We start from the raw sequence: 20833 nt of genomic DNA on the forward strand, positions 1-20833 counted from the left end.
CCGAAAATCGTGGACTGGTACATGCAGGGCAAGATCGAGATCGACCCGATGATCACCCACACGATGCCGCTCGACGACATCAACAAGGGCTTCGACCTGATGCACCACGGCGAGAGCATCCGCGGCGTGGTGATCTACTGACCCCGATCCGCCAACCCCGCCAAGGGGCCCCCCGACAGGCCCGGTCCCGCGCGACCGGGCCTTTTCCATGCGCCGCACCCGCCGCGGGCGCCGCTCCGATTTTTCGAGAAAAATCGGCATCGGGGGCCAGCCCCCGATCCCCGGCCACGCGCGGGACGAGAGGTCCGCTGCCTTTCGCTGCAACGCGCGCCTCCGATTTTTCGCCGAAAAATCGGCTCCCGGGTGTCGGCCATTCATTTCGGTCCCACACCCCCGGCGACCGGGCCCGGCCCGGACAGTCGACAGGCCCGCGGCAGGGCGTTTCCCGCGAAGCCGCACACGTGCGGCGGACCTCGCGCGGCAGGTCATACTATAGGTTGAAAGGCCGTGGTTCGCGTTGACAGATCGGTGCACGGGACGCTTCATATATATCAGGATATGGACGCGACGACCAGCCGCGACGGCCCGAGGAGGGGCAGCTGCACACCCGTTGCATCCACCGTATTCGCAAGCCTGAAGCATCTGGGAGGATGACAATGAGAACGGTAATGATGAGCCTGGCCGCGAGCCTGTTGATGACGACGGCGGCCCCCGTCTTCGCCAACGACTCGGTGACGGAAATCGCGAAAGACCCCGCCCAGTGGGGCATGCAGCTGGGCCAGTACGATGGAAGCCGCTACTCCAAGCTGGACAAGATCAACAAGGACAACGTCGGCGATCTGCAGGTAGCCTGGACCTTCTCGACCGGCGTGCTGCGCGGCCACGAAGGCTCTCCGCTCGTCGTGGACAACGTGATGTATGTCCACACGCCGTTCCCGAACACGGTCTACGCGCTCGACCTGAACGAGGACGGCAAGATCCTGTGGAAGTACCAGCCGCAGCAGAACCCCGACGTCATCGGCGTGATGTGCTGCGACACGGTCAACCGCGGCGTCGCCTATGCGGACGGGATGGTCTTCCTGCACCAGGCCGATACCACGCTGGTGGCACTGGATGCGAAGACCGGCGAGGTGAAGTGGTCGGTCCAGAACGGCGACCCGGCGAAGGGCGAGACCAACACCGCCACCGTGACGATCGTCAAGGACAAGGTCCTCGTCGGCATCTCCGGCGGTGAATACGGCGTGCGCGGTCACATGACCGCCTATAACATCGCCGACGGCTCCATGGCCTGGCGCGCCTATTCCACCGGCCCGGACGAGGACATGCTGGTCGATCCCGAAAAGACCATGGTGCTGGGCAAGCCGATCGGCGCGAACTCCTCTCTCGACAGCTGGGAAGGCGACCAGTGGCAGATCGGCGGCGGCACCACCTGGGGCTGGACGACCTATGACCCAGAGCTGAACCTCGTCTACTACGGCACCGGCAACCCCTCGACCTGGAACCCGTCCCAGCGTCCGGGCGACAACAAGTGGTCGATGACGATCATGGCCCGCGACCCCGACACGGGCATGGCCAAGTGGTTCTACCAGAAGACTCCGCACGACGAATGGGATTTCGACGGCGTGAACGAGAACATCCTGGCCGATCAGGAGATCGATGGCCAGATGCGCAAGATCCTCGTGAACTTCGACCGCAACGGCTTCGGGTACACCCTCGACCGCGAGACCGGCGAACTGCTGGTGGCCGAGAAGTATGACCCGCAGGTCAACTGGGCGACCGAAGTCGACATGGACAAGGACTCTGAAACCTACGGTCGTCCGCAGGTCGTGGCGGAATACTCGACCGAGCAGAACGGCGAGGACACCAACACCACCGGCGTCTGCCCGGCGGCCCTGGGGTCCAAGGACCAGCAGCCGGCCAGCTACTCGCCCGATACCGGCCTGTTCTACGTGCCGACCAACCACGTCTGCATGGACTACGAGCCCTTCCGCGTGAGCTATGCCGCAGGCCAGCCCTACGTCGGTGCGACCCTGTCCATGTTCCCGGCGCCCGACAGCCACGGCGGCATGGGCAACTTCATCGCCTGGGACGCCACCAAGGGCGAGATCAAGTGGTCCCTGCCAGAGCAGTTCTCGGTCTGGTCCGGTGCGATGGCGACCGCGGGCGGCGTCGTGTTCTATGGCACGCTGGAAGGCTACCTGAAGGCGGTCGACGCCGAGACGGGTGACGAGCTTTACAAGTTCAAGACGCCGTCCGGCATCATTGGCAACGTCTTCACCTATGAACATGACGGCAAGCAGTTCGTCGGCGTCCTGTCGGGCATCGGTGGCTGGGCAGGCATCGGCCTCGCCGCCGGCCTGACCAACGCCAACGACGGTCTGGGTGCCGTGGGTGGCTATGCGGCACTGTCCGACTACACGGCGCTGGGTGGCCAGCTGACGGTCTTCACCGTCCCCGAGTGATCGTTTCGCTCTGAACACCGACGCCGTCCCCGGGCAGACCGGGGGCGGCGTTGCCGTCTGCGGGGCCGCGATCCGGCAACCGCAACTTAAGTTTGATTTGCGCCGGGTATGCCGCGGGATACGCTGTAACCAGCACTCTATGGGAGGAGTTACCATGAAACGTTTTGCGGCCACCGCGGCCATTGCCCTGATCGCCGCCAGTGCGGCCTTTGCACAGGATACGGCGACGACCGCCGCCACGACGGCCGATCAGGCCGCGGCGCCGGCCACCGACGCCACCACGTCGGATGCGGCCCCCGCCGCCGATGCCACGACATCGGACGCGACCGCAACCGATGCGGCACCGGCGGACGCTGCCCCGGCGGATACGGCCACCGCTGATGCCGCGACCTCCGACAATCCGGCGCTGACCGATACGGCAGCCGACCACAACGACGGTATCCGCAACTTCACGGCAGAGGACATTCCGACCTTCGCCATCGCCGCGGACGGCACCGTCGACTGGCCGACATTCTCGGGCTTCCGCCGCTATCACGCGGAATGCCACGTCTGCCACGGGCCCGACGGCGAGGGGTCGAGCTATGCGCCGGCGCTGAAGAAGTCGGTGATGCGCCTCGACTACTACGATTTCGTGGGCATCGTTGCCGGCGGCAAGCAGGAGGTCGGGCAGGCCCAGAACCAGGTGATGCCGGCCTTCGGGTCGAATCCGAACGTGATGTGCTACATCGACGACATCTACACCTACCTGCGTGCCCGCGGCACGGACGCCGTCCCGCGCGGTCGCCCCGCCAAGAAGGAAACGAAGACGGACGCCTACGACGCTGCCGAAGCGTCCTGCATGGGCTTCTGATGCGGCTCGCACTGGCCCTGATCCTGTGCGCGGCGACACCCGCCGTCGCACAGGTCGCAGACCTCGTCGACCGGTCTCAGCTGCGGGTCTGCGCCGACCCGGCGAACCTGCCGCTGTCGGCGCAGGACGGCAGCGGGTTCGAAAACAGGATCGCGGAACTGATCGCGGCCCGGCTTGACGTGCCATTGACCTACACATGGTTTCCGCAGGTCAACGGTTTCATCCGGCAGACGCTGAGCGTTGGGAAATGCGACGTCGTCATCGGTTATGCGCAGGGCGACGAGCAGGTGCTGAACACCAACCACTACTACACCTCTACCCACGTGCTCGTGGTGAAGGCCGACGGACCTCTGGCCGGTGTCACCCAGCTCTCGGACCCGGCCCTGACAGAGGCGAAGATCGGCGTCGTGGCAGGGGCGCCGCCGACGACCCATGTGGCCCGTCTGGGCCTGATGAAGAACGCGAAGCCCTACAACCTGATGACCGATCGCCGGGTCGAGGATCCGGCCGGCGACATGCTGCGCGACGTCGAGGATGGCACGACCGACGCGGCCTTGCTCTGGGGCCCGATCGGCGGACCGAAGGCAAAGGATTATCCCGACCTCAAGGTCATTCCCCTGCTGAACGAGGCCGCGACCCCGCGCCTGTTCTACCGCATCACGATGGGCGTGCGAGCCGGAGAGGACAACTGGAAGCGCGAACTGAACAGCCTGATCCGCCGCAATCAGGATGAGATCGACGCGATCCTGCGGGACGCCGGCGTGCCGTTGGTGGACGACTACGGCACTGCGCTGAAGGCTGGAAACTAGGGGGTCGGCGCAATGAAGAGTCCGAAGGCGCGGGGGCCTTCCGGCACGTCGACCTCAGCCACGACCTGCCGCGTCGCTGTGTCGATCAGGCTGACCGTGTCCGAAAACCAGTTCGCCACGACGATGCGGCCGCCGTCGGCGGTGGCGGCGATCCCTTCGGGATAGTCGCCCACGTCGATCATGCCGGCGACGGCAAATGTTGCGGCGTCGAAGACCGTGACCGTGCTGTCGTACTGATTGGTGACGAAGCCCTGCCCGGCGGCAAAGGCCACCGCATAGGGTCGTTCGGCCGTGGGAATCTTGGCAATAATGCTGCCGTTGCCCGGGTCGATGACGGTGACGGTGTCATCCAGCACATCGGCCGTGAAGATCAGCCCGTCGTGCAGGGTCACGCCGAAGGGATGGTGCCCGACCGGCAGCGCCGTCGTCCCGTCGCCCCGGATCAGCGTCACGGCATCGGCATCGCGATCGGCCGTGACGATCAGGCCCGGTACGGCGGCGACACCCGACGGCATGGCGCCGACCGGCCAGGCTGCGATTTCGGCCCCGGTGTCGGGGTCGATCTCGCGCAGGACGCCCGTCTGATCGGTGATCAGCGCCGTCCCCGTCTCTGGCCGGATGGCAAGGCCGAAGGGCGCACCGGCAACCGGGTGCTGCGCCACCGGACGACCGGCCATGTCGAACACATGCAGCAACCCGGTATCCACGGCCACGGCCATGATGCGGTCACGGACGGCATCGATAGAAACGGCGGCCGGATGGCCGGGCAGGGGCGTTGTCGACAGGACCTCGGCCGTGTCCGTGTCGATCAGCGTCAGGGTGCCGGCGGTCTGCGAGGTGATCGCGGCGATATCGCCAAGCCCCGGTGACGTGGCCCAAAGGACAGCCAGACCGGCGGCCCCGATCACCCGCGCCGCCGGGATCACTCCACCTTGCCGAAGCGGGCGGTCAGCGCGTCGATGCCCGTCTGGTGCAGGGCCTCCACGCTGGCAATGGCCGCGTCATCGTTCAGGTCCGCCGGCGGTTCGTTCTGAGGAAAACCGCGATAGAATGCACCCTTCCAGTCAAGTTCCGTCTTGCCGTCCACATCCTTGAGCGTGATGTGCGACGCATAGTTCGTGGCCTTCACGACGTCGAGGTTGGTCTCCAGCATCAGGGTCGAGATCGCATGCTTCTCGGACTGCAGCTTCAGCAGTTCTTCTTCTACGACCTGACCGTCCTCCATCGTGCGCACGCGAGTGGCGCCCTTTTCGGTGCCCGTGGCCTCTACGCTCGCGACGCCCGGAAACCATGACATGTCGTCGAAATGGCCGATTACGTCCCAGACCTCCTCCACCGGTGCGTCCAGTGTCACCGTCTGTTCGGTCTTCAATCTGACAGGACCATGCGCCAGCGCCGGTCCCGTCACCAGCGCCAGACAGGCCGCGAGCGTCATCATCGTCTTCGTCATCGTCATGCTCTCCCTTGCCGCAATGCGCGGCTGCGGGTCCACTCTTGCCGAAAGCGTACTGCTGCCCGCAATCCACCGAAAGTATGAGAGAAAGCGATTTCAGCATGTTATGAGGCAATCGTGAAAAGAAACCGGTTGTAACCCCGGCCCCGGTCGTGCCCCATGGCAGGCAGGGAGGACGCGATGATGAGACGGGAGGCGATCTGCGGCGCGCTGGTCTTGGCTGGCCTTGCCGGCCCTGCGCTGGCGGATGTGACCTATCGCGCCGCGGTGATCCGCGTCGATGCGCCGGGCCCCCTGCCGATCTCGCGCCTCGACCTGCCCCCCGACGACCTGGGCTTTGCCGGCGCCGCACTTGCAACCGACGACAACATGACGACCGGTGCCTTCACCGGCCAGACGTTCGAGACCATCTCCGTGGTCGCGACGCCGGAAACGGCAGAGGCCGAGATGGCGCGCCTGCTGGACGACGGCATCTTCTTCGTCGTGACGCTGGCGGATGCGGCGACGACCGTGGCGCTGGCCGATCAGGCCGGCGATCGCGCGCTTGTCGTCAATGCCGCGGCGACTGACGACAGCCTGCGCGGGGCCGACTGCCGCGCCAACCTGCTGCATGTGACGCCCTCCGACGCGATGCGCGCAGATGCGCTGGCGCAATACCTGATGTGGAAACGCTGGGACAGTTGGTTCCTGATCGCCGGCAGTCATCCCGAGGACGTCGCGCTGGCCGAGGCCTACACGCGCGCCGCCGCCAAGTTCGGCGCCAAGATCGTGGAAGAACGGACCTACGAAGACACCGGCGGCGCGCGGCGTACGGACACAGGGCATGTGCTGGTGCAGGCCCAGATTCCGGTCTTCACGCAGCGGGCCCCGGACCACGATGTGATGATCGCGGCCGATCATGCGGGGGTCTTCGGCGACTACCTGCCCTACCGCACATGGGACGCGCGGCCAGTCGCCGGCTCTGCCGGCCTGATCCCCACCAGCTGGACACCGGCGATGGAAGCCTGGGGCGCGACCCAGTGGCAGAACCGGTTCGAGGAAGGGGCCAGCCGCCTCGCGCAAGAGGAAGACTTCGAAACCTGGGTCGCCCTGCGCGTGTTGGGCGAGGCGGCGACGCGGACGCAGGGCGGAGATGCCGCCGCAATCCGCGATTTCATCCTGTCCGACCGGTTCGAACTGGGCGCCTTCAAGGGACAGAAGCTGACCTTCCGCGACTGGGACGGGCAGTTGCGCCAGCCGGTGCTGCTGGCCGCCGACAACGTCATCGTCTCGGTCTCGCCGCAGGACGGGTTCCTGCACCAGACCAGCACCCTCGACACCCTCGGGATCGACCGCACGGAAACGGAGTGCCGCAAATGAGAAACCTTGCCCTGATCGCCCTCGCGCTGACGGCGCAGCCCGCGCTGGCCGACCGCATCTTCGTCACCAATGAGCGCGGCAATTCCATCAGCGTCCTCGACGGCGACTCGCTGGAGGTGATTCACACCATCGACGGCCTGCAGCGCCCGCGCGGCATCACCGCCAGTCACGACGGCAAGGTGATCTACGTCTGCGCCTCTGACGACAATCTCGTTCGGGTCTATGACGCCGCCACCTTCGAGGAACTGCCCTCGCTGCCCTCCGGGCCGGACCCGGAGCTTTTCGTGCTGGACCCCGTGGGCGACAGGCTCTTCATCGCCAACGAGGACGACAATCTTGTCACCGTGGTCGACGTGAACACGCGGCAGGTGCTGGCCGAGGTGCCGGTAGGGGTGGAGCCGGAGGGCATGGGCGTCAGCCCGGACGGCAAGATCGTGGTCAACACCTCCGAGACGACGAACATGGCCCACATGATCGACACCACCACCTACGAGATCGTCGGCAACATTCTGGTCGACGGCCGTCCGCGCTATGCGGAATACACGCCGGACGGCCAGACGCTCTTCGTCTCGGCCGAAATCGGCGGCACGGTCAGCGTCATCGACGTGCCCAGCCAGACGGTGACGCACAAGATCACCTTCGACGTGCCGGGCCTGCTGCCAGAGGCGCTGCAGCCGGTCGGCATGCGGATCACAGAGGATGGCACGAAGCTTTACGTCGCGCTCGGCCCTGCGAACCGGGTCGCGGTCATCGACGTCGCCAGTGACGAGGTCACCGACTACCTGCTGGTCGGCCAGCGGGTCTGGCAGATGGCGTTCTCACCCGACGGATCGCGGCTCTATACCGCGAACGGCAATTCGAACGACGTGTCGGTGATCGACACTGCAACCGACACGGTGACGGAATCCGTGCAGGTCGGCCAGCAGCCCTGGGGGCTGGTCGTCGTGCCGACACCCTGATGTATCCTGCAATGAAAGGCCCTAGACCGATGAAGATCGCGATTGCTGCAATCCTGACCCTCCTGACCGCCGGCCCCCTTGTCGCCCAGCAGTTCGACTACGGATTCTCCGGCATGACCGGCAAGGCCAACCATACCGATCTTGCGCCGCTGACCCTCGGCTCCGGCAAGCCGGTGGCCGAGGCGCCCTACATGTTGAAGGCGGGCGGCTACTACAGCATCACCATCGAGGCGGACGGGACCGCGGAACTGGGCCTCTCCGGCGGCGATTTCTTCCGCGCGATCTGGGTGAACGAGGTGGTCATCAACGACATCGAGGTGCGCCCGATGGGCCTCGCCTCGCTCGAATTCGACGACGAGGGCGAGGCCGAGATCAGCTTCATCGCCATTCAGCCGGGCACCTATGAACTGTCGATCCCCGGATCGACGGGCGAGACGCAGAAGGCCGTCTTTACCATCCAATGACCGACACCGCTGACGCCCCGGCCCTTTCCATCGCTGCGGTCAGCCACCGCTTCGGGTCGAAGGCTGCCTTGCAGGACGTCAGCCTGACCGTGCCGCGCGCGGCCTTCTGCGCGCTGCTCGGCGTGAACGGTGCGGGCAAGACCACGCTGTTCTCTCTCATCACCCGCCTTTACGACAGCACGTCCGGACGCATCGCCGTCGCGGGGTTCGACGCCCGCCGCACGCCGGGCAAGGCGCTGGCGCGCCTCGGAGTGGTGTTTCAAAGCCGCGCGCTGGATGGCGACCTGACCCTGCGGCAAAACCTGACCTATCACGCGGCGCTGCATGGTATCTCTGCCCGCAAGGCGGCCCCGCGCATCGCAGAAGTTCTGGCGCTGGTCGATCTTGCACCGCAGATGGACGCCCGCGTCAGCACCCTGTCAGGCGGCCAGCAGCGCCGGGCCGAGATCGCCCGCGCCCTGTTGCACCGCCCGGAACTGCTGCTGCTGGACGAGGCGACGGCGGGCCTCGACGTCCGGGCGCGGGCGGATGTGCTGGCACTGGTGCGCCGACTGATCGCGCAGGAGGGCGTCTCGACTCTCTGGGCGACCCACATCTTCGAGGAGATGGAGTCCGCCGATCACGTCGTCGTCCTCCATCAGGGCCGCGTGCTGGCGGATACCACCGCGGGTGATCTGGCAGGCACGGGCACCCTCTCCGAAGGTTTCATGGCCCTGACCGGAGAGCGCGCATGACCGGCTGGTCCATCGCCTTCGGCGGCATCGCGCGGCGGGAGCTTTTGCGCTTCACCCGCCAACGCGAGCGGTTTCTCGCGGCGCTGGTGCGGCCGCTGGTCTGGCTCTTCATCTTCGCGGCGGGCTTCCGGTCGGTGCTGGGGGTCAGCATCGTGCCGCCCTACAAGACCTACGTCCTCTACGACGTCTACGTCACGCCGGGCCTCTGCGGGATGATCCTGCTCTTCGCGGGCATGCAGTCGTCCCTATCGATGGTCTACGACCGCGAGACGGGGGCGATGCGCAGCCTTCTGGTCAGCCCCTATCCGCGCTGGTTTCTGCTGGGGGCCAAACTGACGGCGGCGGTGCTGGTGGCGGTGCTGCAGGTCTATGCCTTCCTCCTCATCGCCTGGTTCTGGGAGGTCCGGCCGCCGGTCATCGGCTACCTCACGGTGCTGCCGGCACTGATCCTCTCGGGACTGATGCTGGGCGCGCTGGGCCTGCTCATCTCCTCCGGCATCCGGCAGCTCGAGAATTTCGCGGGCGTGATGAACTTCGTGATCTTTCCGATGTTCTTTGCATCCTCCGCGCTCTACCCGCTCTGGCGGATGCAGGAATCGAGCACGCTGCTGCACGACATCGCCGCCGCCAATCCGTTCACCCATGCGGTCGAACTCGTTCGCTTCGCACTTTACGGCCAGCTGAACCCGGCAGCGGCGGCAATCACGCTGCTGTGCCTCATTGTGTTCTTCGCGGCCACGGTTTTCATGTATGATCCGGCCAAGGGACTCTGGCGCGGAAAGAAGGGGGGAGCATGATCAAGGCACTCGTTCTGGCGCTGATCGCCGCGGGACCCGCGGTGGCGCAGCAGGTCACGGATCCGGACTGGCCTTGCCTGCAACGCAAACAGCCGCAGCTGTCGATCGCGCAGGTCTGGACCGGACCCGTCCCCGACGACACCACGGCAGAGCGGGCAAAGGATACCACCATCCGCACGCTGGCACGCAACATCGCGTTGCGTCGCACCAGCCTCGAAGAGGCGCAGGCGATGGTCGATACCTTTGCCGGTGACCACGACGACGTGGCGATGACGGCGCTGTTCCTTGCGACCTTCGACGACGTGCAGCGGGCGCGCGACCGGGTGATGGCAGGCATCACCCGCTACGCCCACAGTCAGGAGGCGCTGGACGACAAGATCAACACGCTGCGCAAGGATTTCGACACGCTGAACGCGGCCGATCCACCGGATTTCGACGCGATCGACAAGGCAGAGGCCGATCTCGACTGGGCCACGCGCATTTTCAAGGACCGTCAGCAAGCGCTGACCTACGTCTGCGAGACGCCGGTCATTCTTGAACAGCGGGCATTCGCGCTCGGTCGCATGATCCAAAGCAAGCTGTAGCGGCCAACTGCAGGAAAAGTCGTCCAATATCCGCCGATCGCGATGTGCCACGTCTTATGACACTCGCAAACGGTGAGGACGGCGATAGGATGAAGGTTCGGGCAGGGGAGTGTCCGAACCCAGGGAGGAACACCATGAAGCACGAAGACATCGGCGTTGCCGGCCATGAAACCGTGACCGGGCATTCCACGCGACGACGGGTAGAGACCGTCCTGATCGTCGACGATCATCCTTTGATCTGTCAGGCGCTCGTCATGACGATGACCCATGAACTGGGCCTGCGTCAGGTCCGCGTCGCCGCCAGCCTGAGCGACGCGATCGCCACGCTGAAGGGCGATGGCGCCATCGACGCGATCGTTCTGGATCTCAAGCTGCCGGACGTGGAAGGGGTCGAAGGCCTTCTGACGCTGCGCCAGAAGGCACCGGACGTGCCGATCACGGTGCTGTCGGCAGAACTTGATTCGCGGATGGTGACAGCGGTTCTGGCGGCCGGCGCCTGTGGCTACATCACCAAGACGATGCCGCAGTCAGAGATGATGGAGGCGTTCCGCCGCATGTGGCGCGGAGAGACCGTGTTGCCGGACGACTACGACCCCTGTTCCGATGAAGAGGACGAGGCACTGGCACTTGCCCGGTCCTTTGCGACACTGACGCCGCAACAGATGAACATCCTGCGGCTGATCTGCCAGGGGCGGCCGAACAAGATCATCTCCTATGAACTCTCGATCGCCGAGGCGACGGTGAAGACCCACATCGCTGCGATCATGACGAAAGTGAACGTGCGCAACCGGACCCATGCGGCCCTTCTGGCCGCCAAGGCGCGGCTGTTCACCACGTAGGAGCGCGGTATGCGCGACACCGGCGCAGAGACGGCCCGACAACCGATCGTGCTGAAGTCCGGCGGCGACGGCGCTGCGATCCTCGGCGCGTGCCGCGCGGCCTTCGGTGACTGCCTGCTGACGATGGTCCTGTTCTTTGCCCCTGATGGGGAACAGGTGGCAGAGGTCTCCGCTTTGCTGGCAGAGGCCTTCGGCCCTGACTGCGACGTCATGGGCTGCTCCTCGGCTGGTGGCTTCGCCTTTGGCGGCTACGATGACCGGCAGGTCGTGCTGATCGGCTTTCCCGCCGCCACCTTCCGTGCCCATGCGGTCTGGCTGCCTTGCCTGCGGCAGCACATGGCGCGCGGCTGGATGCGGACGCTGCGCGACCTGTCGGCGGACTTCGCGCCGACGCCGGGACGGGCGCAGTTCGGCCTGCTACTGATCGACGGCATGAGCGGTCGCGAGGAACTGATCACCACGACGGTCAACGCCACGCTTCCCGACCTGCTGGTGCTTGGCGGCTCTGCCGGTGACAGCCTGCGGTTCGACCGGACGCACCTTGCGCTGAACGGCCAGACCCACGGCGAAAGCGCGCTGTTTTGTCTTTTCGAGACTGATTTTGCGGTCGAAGAAGTGGTATTCGATCCCTTCGTCCCAGCCAGCCAACGCATGTTCGTAACCCGCGCCAGTCCGGACGACCGCCTTTTGCAGGAGATCAACGCCGAACCGGCGGTCGAGGAATACGCCCGCCTGATCGGCGTGCCCGTCGCGGACCTCGGCCCGGCGGTATTCGCGGCCAATCCGATCCTCGAACGGTCCAACGGACGGAATTTCGTGCGTGCGATCAGCGGCGTCACCGCATCGGGCGGGCTGACCCTGATGTCGGCGGTGGAAACCGGCGCGATCCTGAAGCTTGGCCGCGCCGACAGCCTGACCCACGGCATGCGCGACCGGCTGGACGCGCTGGGCGATGTGGCGCTGATCCTCGGCTTCGACTGCATCCTGCGCCGCATCGCGCTGGAGGAGGCGGGGCAGGGCGTGCTGATCAACGCACTTTACAGCAAGTTCAGGATTGCAGGCTTCAACACCTACGGCGAGCAGCATTGCGGCATCCACGTGAACCAGACCTTTGCCGGTCTGGCGATCCTGACACGGGGGGCCGGCGATGATGCGTGACGAAGACACGCCCGCCCGCCGGATCGCCAAGCTGGAGCGGATCGTCGAGGCGCTGGTCGAACGGCTGGAACGGACGGAGGAGGCGCGCGGCCCGTCCTATGCCCTCACCCGGGCCGCTGCCCTGCTGGAACGCGAGATCATCGCACGCAACGATGACCTCGAACGCGCTCTGACCGATCTGGAAGCGATCAATGCACAATTGGCACAGGCCCATGCCGCGGCGGACGAGGCGAACCGGGCCAAGTCCCGTTTCCTGCGCGCTGCCAGCCATGACCTGCTGCAACCGTTGAGTGCCGCCAAGATGTTCCTGTCGCATCTGGCGAACCTGTCCACGGACGCGCGGCAGGTCGATATCGTGTCACACCTGACCGGCACCATCGAGTCGGCCGAAGAGCTGATCGGTGCGCTGTCGCAGATCGCGCGGCTGGACGGACGCAGCGTGCGTCTGGACCTCGTGCCCCTTTCGCTCGACCGGTTGTTCTGGCGGCTGGGTCTGGACCTGCAGCCACTGGCGGTGCAGCGGGGCGTCGATCTGCGCTTCGTGCGGTCCGGCCTGACGGTCGAAAGCGATCCGGTGTATCTGCGTCAGATCGCGCAGAACCTGATCGCAAACGCCTTGAAATACACCGATGGCGCTAAGGTGCTGGTCGGCGTGCGCCGTCAGGGTGACACTGCGTGGCTGGAGGTCTACGATCAGGGTCCCGGCATCGCCGACGCCGACCGCGCGCGCATTTTTCAGGAATTCGAGCGTCTGGGCCACTCCGACCAACCGGGCACCGGGCTGGGACTGTCGATCGTGCAGCGCGCCACACATCTGTTGAAGCATCCGCTGGAACTTCATTCGGAGCCGGGCAAGGGTTCGCGTTTTCGCGTCGGTCTGCCGGTGCGTGTCGGTCTTTGCGCCATGCGCGCGCCGGATCGCAACCGACACCAGAGCGATTTTCCGCAGGCCTTGCGTGGGCTCCACGTTCTGGTTGTCGAGAACGACCCCGCGATGCGTCAGGCGTTCGACGCACTCCTGACGGGCTGGGGCATGACCGTCCGGACGGTCGATTCGATCAGGGCCGCCCGCCAGGCGCTTGCGGTGCGCGCGCCCGATCTCGTGCTGACGGACTATCGCCTCGACGGCGGAGAGACTGGCATCCAGACGATCCGCCAGCTCCGCGCCGACGGTCACGCGCGACTGCCCGCGGTGCTGGTCAGCGGCGACGACGCCGAGGCGATGGCCGCGGATGCCCACGCCCTGAATGTCGCACTGCTGGCCAAGCCGGTGGACGAGGCGCAGTTGCAACGCGCCATGTGCGCGGCGCTTGCGGACGTGCCCCGGGGCGTCGATGCGGCCGTGACGATCTGTGGATAAAGGAAACGACCCGATGAATGTGACCAAGACCCTTGCCCTGACGGCCTTGCTGATGGCGCCGCTGCCGGTGCTGGCAGGCCCGCTGACCGACCTGATCATGGCGCCGGGCACGCTGACCGATCTTCCGGACGGCAGCGTCGTGCGCTATACGCACGATCGTCGCCTGCCGGGCATTCCCGCTGGGCAAGACGTGCCGGGTGCCGCGACCGGCGTCCCGCTGCCCGACGCCGTGGTGGATGGCGAGGTGCTGATGACCGTGGCCCCCGGCGACGGCGGTCCGCAGATCGTCATGACGCGGGTTGAAGGTGACCGGACGAAACCCGTGGCCAGCTTTTCGGCCAAGGGCCCGAACCCCGTCCTGATCTTCTTTCTGGAAAACGTCGTGCGCAACATGGCGGCCCAGACCGGCGGCAGTCCCTTCTACATCCGCAACACGATGCGGGCGACGCTGGCAGAGTCCGCGCCCGACCTGACAGGCGACGGACCGCGGACCGTCACCCTCACGCCCTTCACGGCGGATCCGAACGCGGGCCGGATGGGCGAATGGGCCGGGCTTGCGGTGGATCTGACGTTCGATCCCGGCGATCCCGGGATGATCACCCGGCTCGCTGCCCACGCCGGCGATGGCCCCGGCACCTACAGCGAAACCATGACCCTGGAGCAATGATGCGCATCCTGACCCTGTGCCTGACCCTGTCCGCGACACCGCTGCTTGCCGCAGAGCCGCTTGCGCCGGTGCCCAACGACTACCCGACGGAGGCGCGGGCGGACTATGTCTTCGGCTGCATGGCGACGAACGGGCAGACGCGAGAGGCGCTGACGAAATGCTCCTGCTCGATCGACACCATCGCGTCGATCCTGCCCTACGATGGGTATGTCGCGGCCGAAACGGTCCTGCAACTGCGGCAGGGCGGCGGCGAGCGTGCGGCGATGTTCAAGGGTGGCACGGCGTCCGTCAACGACATGCTGGCCGCCCTCCGCCGGGCGCAGGCCGAGGCAGAGATGCTCTGCTTCCAGTAGCGGTCAGGACCCGCCGGGCCCGTAGATCCGCCGGTCCAGCGCCGCGAGCCTCGCCTGCGGCAGGCCGGCGTCCTGCGCCGCCCGGCGTTCCGCCAGCAGATCACCGCGCCGCCGCGCGCGCCAGAGGCGCAGCCGCGGCAAAGGCGACCAGCGGCGGCGCAGCCGCGCCCATCCCGCGGTCGTGGCGTCCGGTGCCAGCCACAGCGCCGCGACAGCCAGACCGAGGATGAGGCCCCCCAAGGCCAGACCGGCCAGCACCCAGACTTGCCGCCCGGCAATCACCCCCGTCAGGGTCTGAGCGTCGAAAAAGCTCGCGACGGCAATCGGCAAGGCGGGGATCTCGACCGAATCCAGCCGTCGCGTGGTTGCGTTGAAATAGGGGATGGTCACCCCCTCCAGCACACCCGGCTCCCCGGTGTGGGGACGAAACTCCCATGTCCAGACGACCTGCGCGACCGGCCCGTCCTCGGTCAGGAACAGGTCGCGCTGGATCGGGGCGGCAAAGGTGATCAGCCAGTTTTCCGACACGACGGGCCGCGGCGGCAGCTGTTCCGGCAGGGCCCCCAGCGCGCGCAGGGTGACCTTGCGGATCACTGTCGCCCCGTCGGGCAGATGACCCGCATCAGCGGACAACTCGTCTGTCAATTCCACCGCCTCCGCCGCCAGATGCCAGCCGCGGTCCATCGGGAAGGCCCCGACCGACAGCGCCAGCGGCTGCGCGGTGACGTCCATGTCCTGCCGCCGGCTCTGCCGGTCGATGACGGTCAGGTGGTGCACCACGGGACCGAAGGTCACCATGCCCGACTGCTTGGGCCAGACCGCGACATGACGCTCCATCACGATCCGCGACAGCCCGCCGATCATCTCCTCGTGCCAGTCGTCGGGGCCGGTCTGGATCCAGTCGAAGGACCCGGTGCCGAGGATTTCCAGCTTCTCGTTGGCGACCTTCAGGTCATAGACGGCGCGGATCGTCAGCGGGATCATCTCGCCCACGACAGAGGTCTCGTGGCCGGGGTCCGCGATGATCGACATCTTCATCACCGGCGCGTCCTGCGCCAGTGCAGGACCGCACAGCAGCAGCAGGAGGGCGAAAAGCCTTACCATGGGTCCCCCTTGTCCGGCGCGGTCAGCCCCATCGCCAGCCGCCGCCCGTATTCGTCCTGCAGGCGCAGACGCAGGAATTCGCCCGGATCATCGGGCAGCGTGGCAAGCCACGCGGCATCGGCGACCCGCCTGCCTTCGTCCAGAGGTCGCCCAAGCCGGCGCGCCTCCGCCACCGGGGACCCGCCGGCCGTCGCGATCACCGTCGTCGCGATGCGGCCCGCGCCGTTGCCCTCGCCCTGCAGCGGCGGAATCAGGGCGTTCACGACATTGCGGTTCTCGCGCGCCTGACTGTCGGCGGGATTGGCAAACAGGACCGCATCGAAATAGGCGCGCGACAGGGGATACTTCCCCGTGGCCGCAAGGCTCAGGCCACGGTTGTAGGTCGATCCGCGCCCGGCCTCGCGAAAGGCGTCGTCGGCACCGGCGTAGTCCCCGGACTGATACAGCATCACACCGCGCACGTCCGGGTCCGTTACGGACTGCGCGGCAAGGCCGGGCATCCCCAGCAGCATCGCCAGCTTGCCGCGGGCATCGCCGCCGCTGACGATCAGGGCGACCAGCCCCGCCACGATAAGTGCGATGCGGATCACCTGCGCCTCCGGAACATCAACGCGGCGCAGGGCAGGGCGAGGATCAGAAGCCATCGACCGAAGTCGCGCACCGCGTCGGTGGCCGCATCGCTGCGGGCCAGTCTGGCGGTGCGCGTCGCATCGATGCGCTGCAGCAGCGGGCGGGCGTCCGCGGCCGGTGCCGCCGCACCGCCGCCGGCCTCCGTCAGCGTCGCGAGCGCGCCGGGGTCGGGGGCCGGTCCCTCTGGCGCCGTGTCGTCGAGGCTCAGTGCCCAGACCCGGGCCCCTGCGGCCCGCAGACGCGCGGCCTCGTCAAGCGCCGTGGTGCCGGTCCCGCCGCCGTCGGAAATCACGATCAGGTCCGCGCCGCCGATGCCGACGCCCTCTGCTGCGAACAGGTCGTTCGCCATCGACAGGGCGATGTCAGGGCGGCTGCCGCTGACGGGCATCGTGTCGCGGTCCAGCACCGCGATCAGGCTTTCAAGGCTCGCCGCATCCGACGTCGGGGCAGAGACGAGGTAGGCATCGGCGCCGTAGACCATGATGCCCACGGGCCGTTCCTGCGCGTCGGCCATCACGGTCGCCGCGGCGGCCTGCAGGTCCGCCAGCGCCGGCGCCGTGGTGATCGACGGCGACAGGTCCAGCAGCAGGATCAGCGGATCGAGCGCCCGGTAGGCGACGGCACCGGGCAGGAGCCGTGCCGGCCCGGTCAGGGCCAGCACGATCACGCCAGCGGCGATGAACGGCAGCAGCAACGCCGCATCGCGCCGCCCGTCGGTCAGGGCACCGATGCGGCGCAGCGGTCCCAGCAACGCCGGATCGATGATCCCGGCCCAGTCCCCCGCCAGCCGCCGCTGCCTGACCCACCACGCAAGGGCCAGCACCGGCAGCAAGGCCAGCAGCCACCACGGGCGCAAGAGCATCAGACCACTCATGCCCGCCGCCTCAGCCCGGCGAACAGGCACAGCACCAGTGCGGATGCAGCGCTGAGCGGCCAGAGCGGATGCGGCACCGCCAGCGGTGGCCGGTCGCCGGGGTTCGGTTCCAGCCGGTCGAGCTCTGCCATGATCTGCTGCAGGTCGTCGGTGGTGCGGACCCGGAACGTCGTCCCTCCGGACGCGGTGGCAATGGCCCGCAGGGTGGCAAGGTCCACTGCGTCGCGGGCGGCGGGCCGGGTTTCCAGATCCTCGGGCCCCAATGCGATGGTATGCACGCGCACGCCGTTTTCGGCTGCCAGCGCCGCAACCTGTTCGGCGTCCAGCCGGGCGGCGGTATCGCGCCCGTCGGACAGCAGCACGATGATCTTGCTGGTGGACGGCTCTGCCGTGATCCGCTTCAGCGCCAACCCCAGCCCATCGGAAATCGCGGTCGACCGCCCCGTCAGGCCGATCTCGGCTTCGGCGATGGCGCGGCTGACCGCGGTCAGGTCATGGGTCAGCGGGGCCGCGACATAGGCCCTGTCGGCAAAGATCACCAGGCCGATGCGATCCCCCGTTCGCGCCGCGACGAAACGCGCGGCCACGTCCTTCACCGCGGCCAACCGGCTGACCGTCTCTCCGTTCAGCGAAAAGTCGGGCGTCGCCATGCTGCCCGACATGTCCAGCGTCAGGATGATGTCGCGCCCGGATGCGGTGCGGTTCGGTTGCAACGTGATCCGCTGCGGCCCGGCAATGGACAGCACCAGTGCCAGCCAGATCGCGGCGGCAAGCCATGGCCCGGTGCCGCGCATCGGATGGCTGTCCGGCGTGGCCTGACGGGCGACGCCCTCCGGCAGGGCAAAGGCCTGATCCGTCGCCTGCCGTGCCGGCAGCAACAGCACAAGCAGCGGCAGGGGCAGCAGCAGCAGCGCCCATGGGGTCGCAAGGTCAAACATGCGCGACCTCGCGCGGGCGGCGCAGCAGCGCCTCGGCCCGGGCCGGGTCGTAGGGTGTCCCGGCATAAAGCGCATGGCGCAGATCGTCCGGCAACGGCTGGCCTCGCTCCGTCAGCAATGCTGACAGCGCCAGCAGGCGCCGGTCGCCGGGCAGCGCCGCGGCGGCGGCGATGCGGTCGTTCAGGCGCGCGGGCCGTGTCCTCGGTCGCAACAGGGGCTGCAGCACGATCAGCACGAGGCCGGCCAGAACCAGCCCGACGCCGAAGGCCGCCAGCAGGTCCGACCAGCCAAGCGCGACGAAGTCGGCGGGCAGGCGCGGCGGATGCAGGTCGCGGACGATCTCGGGCGTCATGACGCGACCCGGTCGGTCGCAAGCCGCGCGACCTGCACGCCGGGGCGGACCAGCGCCGCGGCACGCCGGGCGCGGCTTTCGGTCAACCCCTCGAAACGGGCACGTGCCACGCCGTCCGGCGTGGTATAGGACAAGGCCTGCGACGGAGGTGCGGTCTCGAACCTGTCTTCGGTCAGGATCAGCTGCACGCGGCACCGGTCGGCCAGCGCGGCCAATGCGGCCTCGAGGCCTTCGCCCGGCTGATCGAGGCCGGTCGCGATCGCCACCAGCGCCCCGCGCGGCGCAAGCGGGGCGGCCCGCAGCAGGGCGGGCACGAGGGGCGTGGTCGCGCGCCGGCTGGCCAGTGCCACGACATGCGCCCGGGCAAGGCAACCTGCGACCAGCGCCATGCCGCGGGCCCGCGTGCGGGGCCGCTCGGCGTAGGGGCCGGCATCGGTCAGCGCCACGACGCCGACGGCGCCGCCGTCCAGCACCACCTGCCAGCCGATCAGCGCCAGCGCCTCTGCCGCGGCGACGGACCGCAGGCGGCCGCTGGTGCCCCACAGCATCGGGCGGCGGAAATCGGCGATCAGCAGAACCGTCTGTTCGCGGTCCTCCTGAAAGGTGCGGGTCTGCAGCGTGCCGGTGCGTGCCGTCGCCGCCGCGTCAAGGTGGCGTGGATCGTCGCCATCGGCGTAGGGTCGTATCTCTCGCACCTCCTGCCCGCGGCCCTTTCGCGGGATCGACACGGCACCCGGACGCTCCGCCAGCGCGGTCAGGTCGCGCGGCTTGCGGGCCAGCGCCTCCAGCCGCATCAGGGCGGTGGCGCTGATGCTGGCCGGATCAGTAAGGCCGGACATGGGCCAGAAGCTTCGCCACGATATCCCGCGCCGTCTGTCCGTCAGACGTGGCGCGCCAGCTTGGAATCAGGCGGTGGGACAGGGCGTCCTGCGCCAGCGCGTCGACATCCTCCGGCAAGGCATGGTCACGGCCCGACAGCGCGGCCCGGGCCCGCGCCGCCGCCGCCAGCGACAGCGATCCCCGCGGCGAAACCGCGTGGGCGATCAGCCCGTCGAGGGGGCCGTCGGCCGTCTCTCGCGTCGCCATGACCAACCGCACGATGTAGTCCTTCAGTGCCGGCGCAAGGTGGACCTTTGCCACCGCGGCCTGCGCCGCATCCAGCTGACCGGCCGACAGGCGGGTCAGCACCGGTGCGGGGCTCCCAAGACCCTCCGCCTCCACCAGATCGAGGATCGCGCGTTCCGCCTCCGCCCCGGGCAGGGCGAGGTCGACATGCAGCAGAAACCGGTCCAGTTGCGCTTCCGGCAGCGGAAAGGTCCCTTCGTTCTCGATCCCGTTCTGTGTCGCCACGACCATGAAGTGGTCGGGCAGGCGCCGGGTCGTGCCGCCGGCGGTCACCTGACCCTCGGCCATCGCCTCCAGCAGGGCGGACTGCACCTTGGGCGGCGCACGGTTGATCTCGTCCACCAGAACAAGCTGATGGAACAACGGTCCCTGCAAAAAGGCGAAATCGCCGTCGCCGGGGCGAAAGACCTGCGTGCCGATCATGTCCGACGGCATCAGGTCCGGCGTGCACTGGATGCGGGCAAAGCTGCCTTCCAGACCCGTGGCCAGTCGCTTGACCGCCCGGGTCTTTGCCAGCCCCGGCGGCCCTTCGATCAACACGTGGCCACCGGCCAGCAATGCAATCAGCAACCGCTCGACCAGGGGGGCGTGGCCGATCAGGCCTTCGGCAACCCGCTCTCCAAGGGCGATCACCGGCCCGAGGGGCGTTTCCAGATCCTTCGCCACGTATCTCCTCCCACGGTCCACGCGCTTCACGGGCAGACTGACAGGGAACGCCAAGATCAGCCAGACGCCAAGGCTCAGACTTTCGGATGATTCCCGACGCCGCTTGCGGACACGTTGTCTTGAAAGGGGAGTGTGTGGTGAGCCGGTCGGGATCCGAACCCGAGACCTACTGATTAAAAGTCAGTTGCTCTACCAACTGAGCTACCGGCCCATGCCACGAGGGGCGATTTAGAAGGCAGAGCGGGTGGGGTCAACCCCGAAGTGCCGCCTCCTCTGGATAAAGTTTGGCGCGACCC

At 67.5% G+C, this 20833-nt stretch carries 23 protein-coding genes, 1 tRNA gene and 1 pseudogene; 15 read left to right on the forward strand and 10 right to left on the reverse strand.

Translation table 11 applies throughout. The features are described 5' to 3' along the window. From BUA54_RS20815 to BUA54_RS09685, 4 genes and pseudogenes are all read left to right on the forward strand, one after another. Nucleotides 1-141 (forward strand): annotated as a pseudogene (locus tag BUA54_RS20815) (S-(hydroxymethyl)glutathione dehydrogenase); the annotation flags it as partial. Between the two features lie 515 nt (nucleotides 142-656). Further along, the gene (locus BUA54_RS09675) at nucleotides 657-2462 is read left to right on the forward strand and encodes a methanol/ethanol family PQQ-dependent dehydrogenase (RefSeq protein WP_072857065.1); all 1806 of its coding nucleotides are present in this window, start codon (nucleotides 657-659) and stop codon (nucleotides 2460-2462) included. Nucleotides 2463-2868: 406 nt separating this feature from the next. Beyond that, on the forward strand, nucleotides 2869-3312 hold the full coding sequence (locus BUA54_RS21550) for a c-type cytochrome, methanol metabolism-related (RefSeq protein ID WP_245810622.1): 444 nt from the start codon (nucleotides 2869-2871) through the stop codon (nucleotides 3310-3312). Then, nucleotides 3312-4121, forward strand: a complete 810-nt coding sequence (locus BUA54_RS09685) for a substrate-binding domain-containing protein (RefSeq protein ID WP_072857067.1) — start codon at nucleotides 3312-3314, stop codon at nucleotides 4119-4121. Before BUA54_RS21550 ends, BUA54_RS09685 begins: the two co-directional genes overlap by 1 nt. Here BUA54_RS09685 and BUA54_RS09690 read toward each other — a convergent pair. Both BUA54_RS09690 and BUA54_RS21220 read right to left on the reverse strand, forming a co-directional pair. After that, nucleotides 4118-5047, reverse strand: coding sequence for a YncE family protein (locus BUA54_RS09690; protein ID WP_084114295.1), 930 nt, complete (start codon nucleotides 5045-5047; stop codon nucleotides 4118-4120). The genes BUA54_RS09685 and BUA54_RS09690 overlap by 4 nt on opposite strands. After that, a complete protein-coding gene (locus BUA54_RS21220) occupies nucleotides 5044-5577 on the reverse strand; it encodes an SRPBCC family protein (RefSeq protein WP_084114297.1) in 534 nt (177 codons plus the stop codon). Before BUA54_RS21220 ends, BUA54_RS09690 begins: the two co-directional genes overlap by 4 nt. A gap of 180 nt (nucleotides 5578-5757) precedes the next feature. Between BUA54_RS21220 and BUA54_RS09700 the strand changes: the two genes are divergently transcribed. From BUA54_RS09700 to BUA54_RS09750, 11 genes are all read left to right on the forward strand, one after another. Next, nucleotides 5758-6933 carry an ABC transporter substrate-binding protein gene (locus BUA54_RS09700; RefSeq protein WP_072857345.1) on the forward strand — a complete coding sequence of 392 codons (1176 nt, stop codon included), beginning with the start codon at nucleotides 5758-5760 and terminating at the stop codon, nucleotides 6931-6933. Then, a complete protein-coding gene (locus BUA54_RS09705) occupies nucleotides 6930-7892 on the forward strand; it encodes a PQQ-dependent catabolism-associated beta-propeller protein (RefSeq protein ID WP_072857068.1) in 963 nt (320 codons plus the stop codon). The genes BUA54_RS09700 and BUA54_RS09705 overlap by 4 nt, the downstream gene beginning before the upstream one ends. 29 nt (nucleotides 7893-7921) lie before the next feature. Continuing rightward, nucleotides 7922-8356 carry a cupredoxin domain-containing protein gene (locus BUA54_RS09710; protein ID WP_072857069.1) on the forward strand — a complete coding sequence of 145 codons (435 nt, stop codon included), beginning with the start codon at nucleotides 7922-7924 and terminating at the stop codon, nucleotides 8354-8356. After that, complete coding sequence (locus BUA54_RS09715; RefSeq protein WP_072857070.1) at nucleotides 8353-9090, forward strand: ATP-binding cassette domain-containing protein; 738 nt, start codon at nucleotides 8353-8355, stop codon at nucleotides 9088-9090. The genes BUA54_RS09710 and BUA54_RS09715 overlap by 4 nt, the downstream gene beginning before the upstream one ends. After that, a complete protein-coding gene (locus tag BUA54_RS09720) occupies nucleotides 9087-9887 on the forward strand; it encodes an ABC transporter permease (protein WP_072857071.1) in 801 nt (266 codons plus the stop codon). Before BUA54_RS09715 ends, BUA54_RS09720 begins: the two co-directional genes overlap by 4 nt. Continuing rightward, nucleotides 9884-10471 carry a hypothetical protein gene (locus BUA54_RS09725; RefSeq protein WP_072857072.1) on the forward strand — a complete coding sequence of 196 codons (588 nt, stop codon included), beginning with the start codon at nucleotides 9884-9886 and terminating at the stop codon, nucleotides 10469-10471. The genes BUA54_RS09720 and BUA54_RS09725 overlap by 4 nt, the downstream gene beginning before the upstream one ends. Nucleotides 10472-10605: 134 nt before the next feature. After that, entirely contained in the window at nucleotides 10606-11310 is a 705-nt protein-coding gene (locus BUA54_RS09730; protein WP_084114299.1) for a response regulator, read from the forward strand. A 9-nt stretch (nucleotides 11311-11319) separates the two neighbouring features. Continuing rightward, nucleotides 11320-12468, forward strand: coding sequence for an FIST N-terminal domain-containing protein (locus BUA54_RS09735; protein ID WP_072857073.1), 1149 nt, complete (start codon nucleotides 11320-11322; stop codon nucleotides 12466-12468). Continuing rightward, complete coding sequence (locus BUA54_RS09740; RefSeq protein ID WP_072857074.1) at nucleotides 12458-13828, forward strand: ATP-binding response regulator; 1371 nt, start codon at nucleotides 12458-12460, stop codon at nucleotides 13826-13828. Before BUA54_RS09735 ends, BUA54_RS09740 begins: the two co-directional genes overlap by 11 nt. A gap of 13 nt (nucleotides 13829-13841) precedes the next feature. Next, nucleotides 13842-14495 (forward strand): hypothetical protein, encoded by a 654-nt coding sequence (locus BUA54_RS09745; RefSeq protein WP_072857075.1) that lies wholly within the window; start codon nucleotides 13842-13844, stop codon nucleotides 14493-14495. After that, nucleotides 14492-14848: a hypothetical protein gene (locus tag BUA54_RS09750; protein WP_072857076.1), complete on the forward strand. Its 357-nt coding sequence runs from the start codon at nucleotides 14492-14494 to the stop codon at nucleotides 14846-14848. Before BUA54_RS09745 ends, BUA54_RS09750 begins: the two co-directional genes overlap by 4 nt. Nucleotides 14849-14851: 3 nt before the next feature. Here the strand turns inward: BUA54_RS09750 and BUA54_RS09755 are convergent, their stop codons facing one another. The 8 genes from BUA54_RS09755 to BUA54_RS09790 form a co-directional block, all read right to left on the reverse strand. Next, nucleotides 14852-15952 carry a BatD family protein gene (locus BUA54_RS09755; protein WP_072857077.1) on the reverse strand — a complete coding sequence of 367 codons (1101 nt, stop codon included), beginning with the start codon at nucleotides 15950-15952 and terminating at the stop codon, nucleotides 14852-14854. Further along, nucleotides 15946-16542: a hypothetical protein gene (locus tag BUA54_RS09760; RefSeq protein WP_072857078.1), complete on the reverse strand. Its 597-nt coding sequence runs from the start codon at nucleotides 16540-16542 to the stop codon at nucleotides 15946-15948. The genes BUA54_RS09755 and BUA54_RS09760 overlap by 7 nt, the downstream gene beginning before the upstream one ends. Then, nucleotides 16539-17456: a VWA domain-containing protein gene (locus BUA54_RS09765; protein ID WP_072857079.1), complete on the reverse strand. Its 918-nt coding sequence runs from the start codon at nucleotides 17454-17456 to the stop codon at nucleotides 16539-16541. Before BUA54_RS09765 ends, BUA54_RS09760 begins: the two co-directional genes overlap by 4 nt. After that, complete coding sequence (locus BUA54_RS09770) at nucleotides 17453-18394, reverse strand: VWA domain-containing protein (protein WP_072857080.1); 942 nt, start codon at nucleotides 18392-18394, stop codon at nucleotides 17453-17455. Before BUA54_RS09770 ends, BUA54_RS09765 begins: the two co-directional genes overlap by 4 nt. After that, nucleotides 18387-18746 (reverse strand): hypothetical protein, encoded by a 360-nt coding sequence (locus BUA54_RS09775; RefSeq protein WP_072857081.1) that lies wholly within the window; start codon nucleotides 18744-18746, stop codon nucleotides 18387-18389. Before BUA54_RS09775 ends, BUA54_RS09770 begins: the two co-directional genes overlap by 8 nt. Next, nucleotides 18743-19585, reverse strand: coding sequence for a DUF58 domain-containing protein (locus BUA54_RS09780; protein ID WP_072857082.1), 843 nt, complete (start codon nucleotides 19583-19585; stop codon nucleotides 18743-18745). Before BUA54_RS09780 ends, BUA54_RS09775 begins: the two co-directional genes overlap by 4 nt. Continuing rightward, complete coding sequence (locus BUA54_RS09785) at nucleotides 19569-20537, reverse strand: AAA family ATPase (protein ID WP_245810612.1); 969 nt, start codon at nucleotides 20535-20537, stop codon at nucleotides 19569-19571. Before BUA54_RS09785 ends, BUA54_RS09780 begins: the two co-directional genes overlap by 17 nt. Nucleotides 20538-20672: 135 nt before the next feature. Continuing rightward, nucleotides 20673-20748, reverse strand: a tRNA-Lys gene (locus tag BUA54_RS09790). Between the last annotated feature and the right edge of the window lie 85 nt (nucleotides 20749-20833).

It is taken from the genome of Loktanella atrilutea, assembly GCF_900128995.1.
GTDB lineage: Bacteria > Pseudomonadota > Alphaproteobacteria > Rhodobacterales > Rhodobacteraceae > Loktanella > Loktanella atrilutea.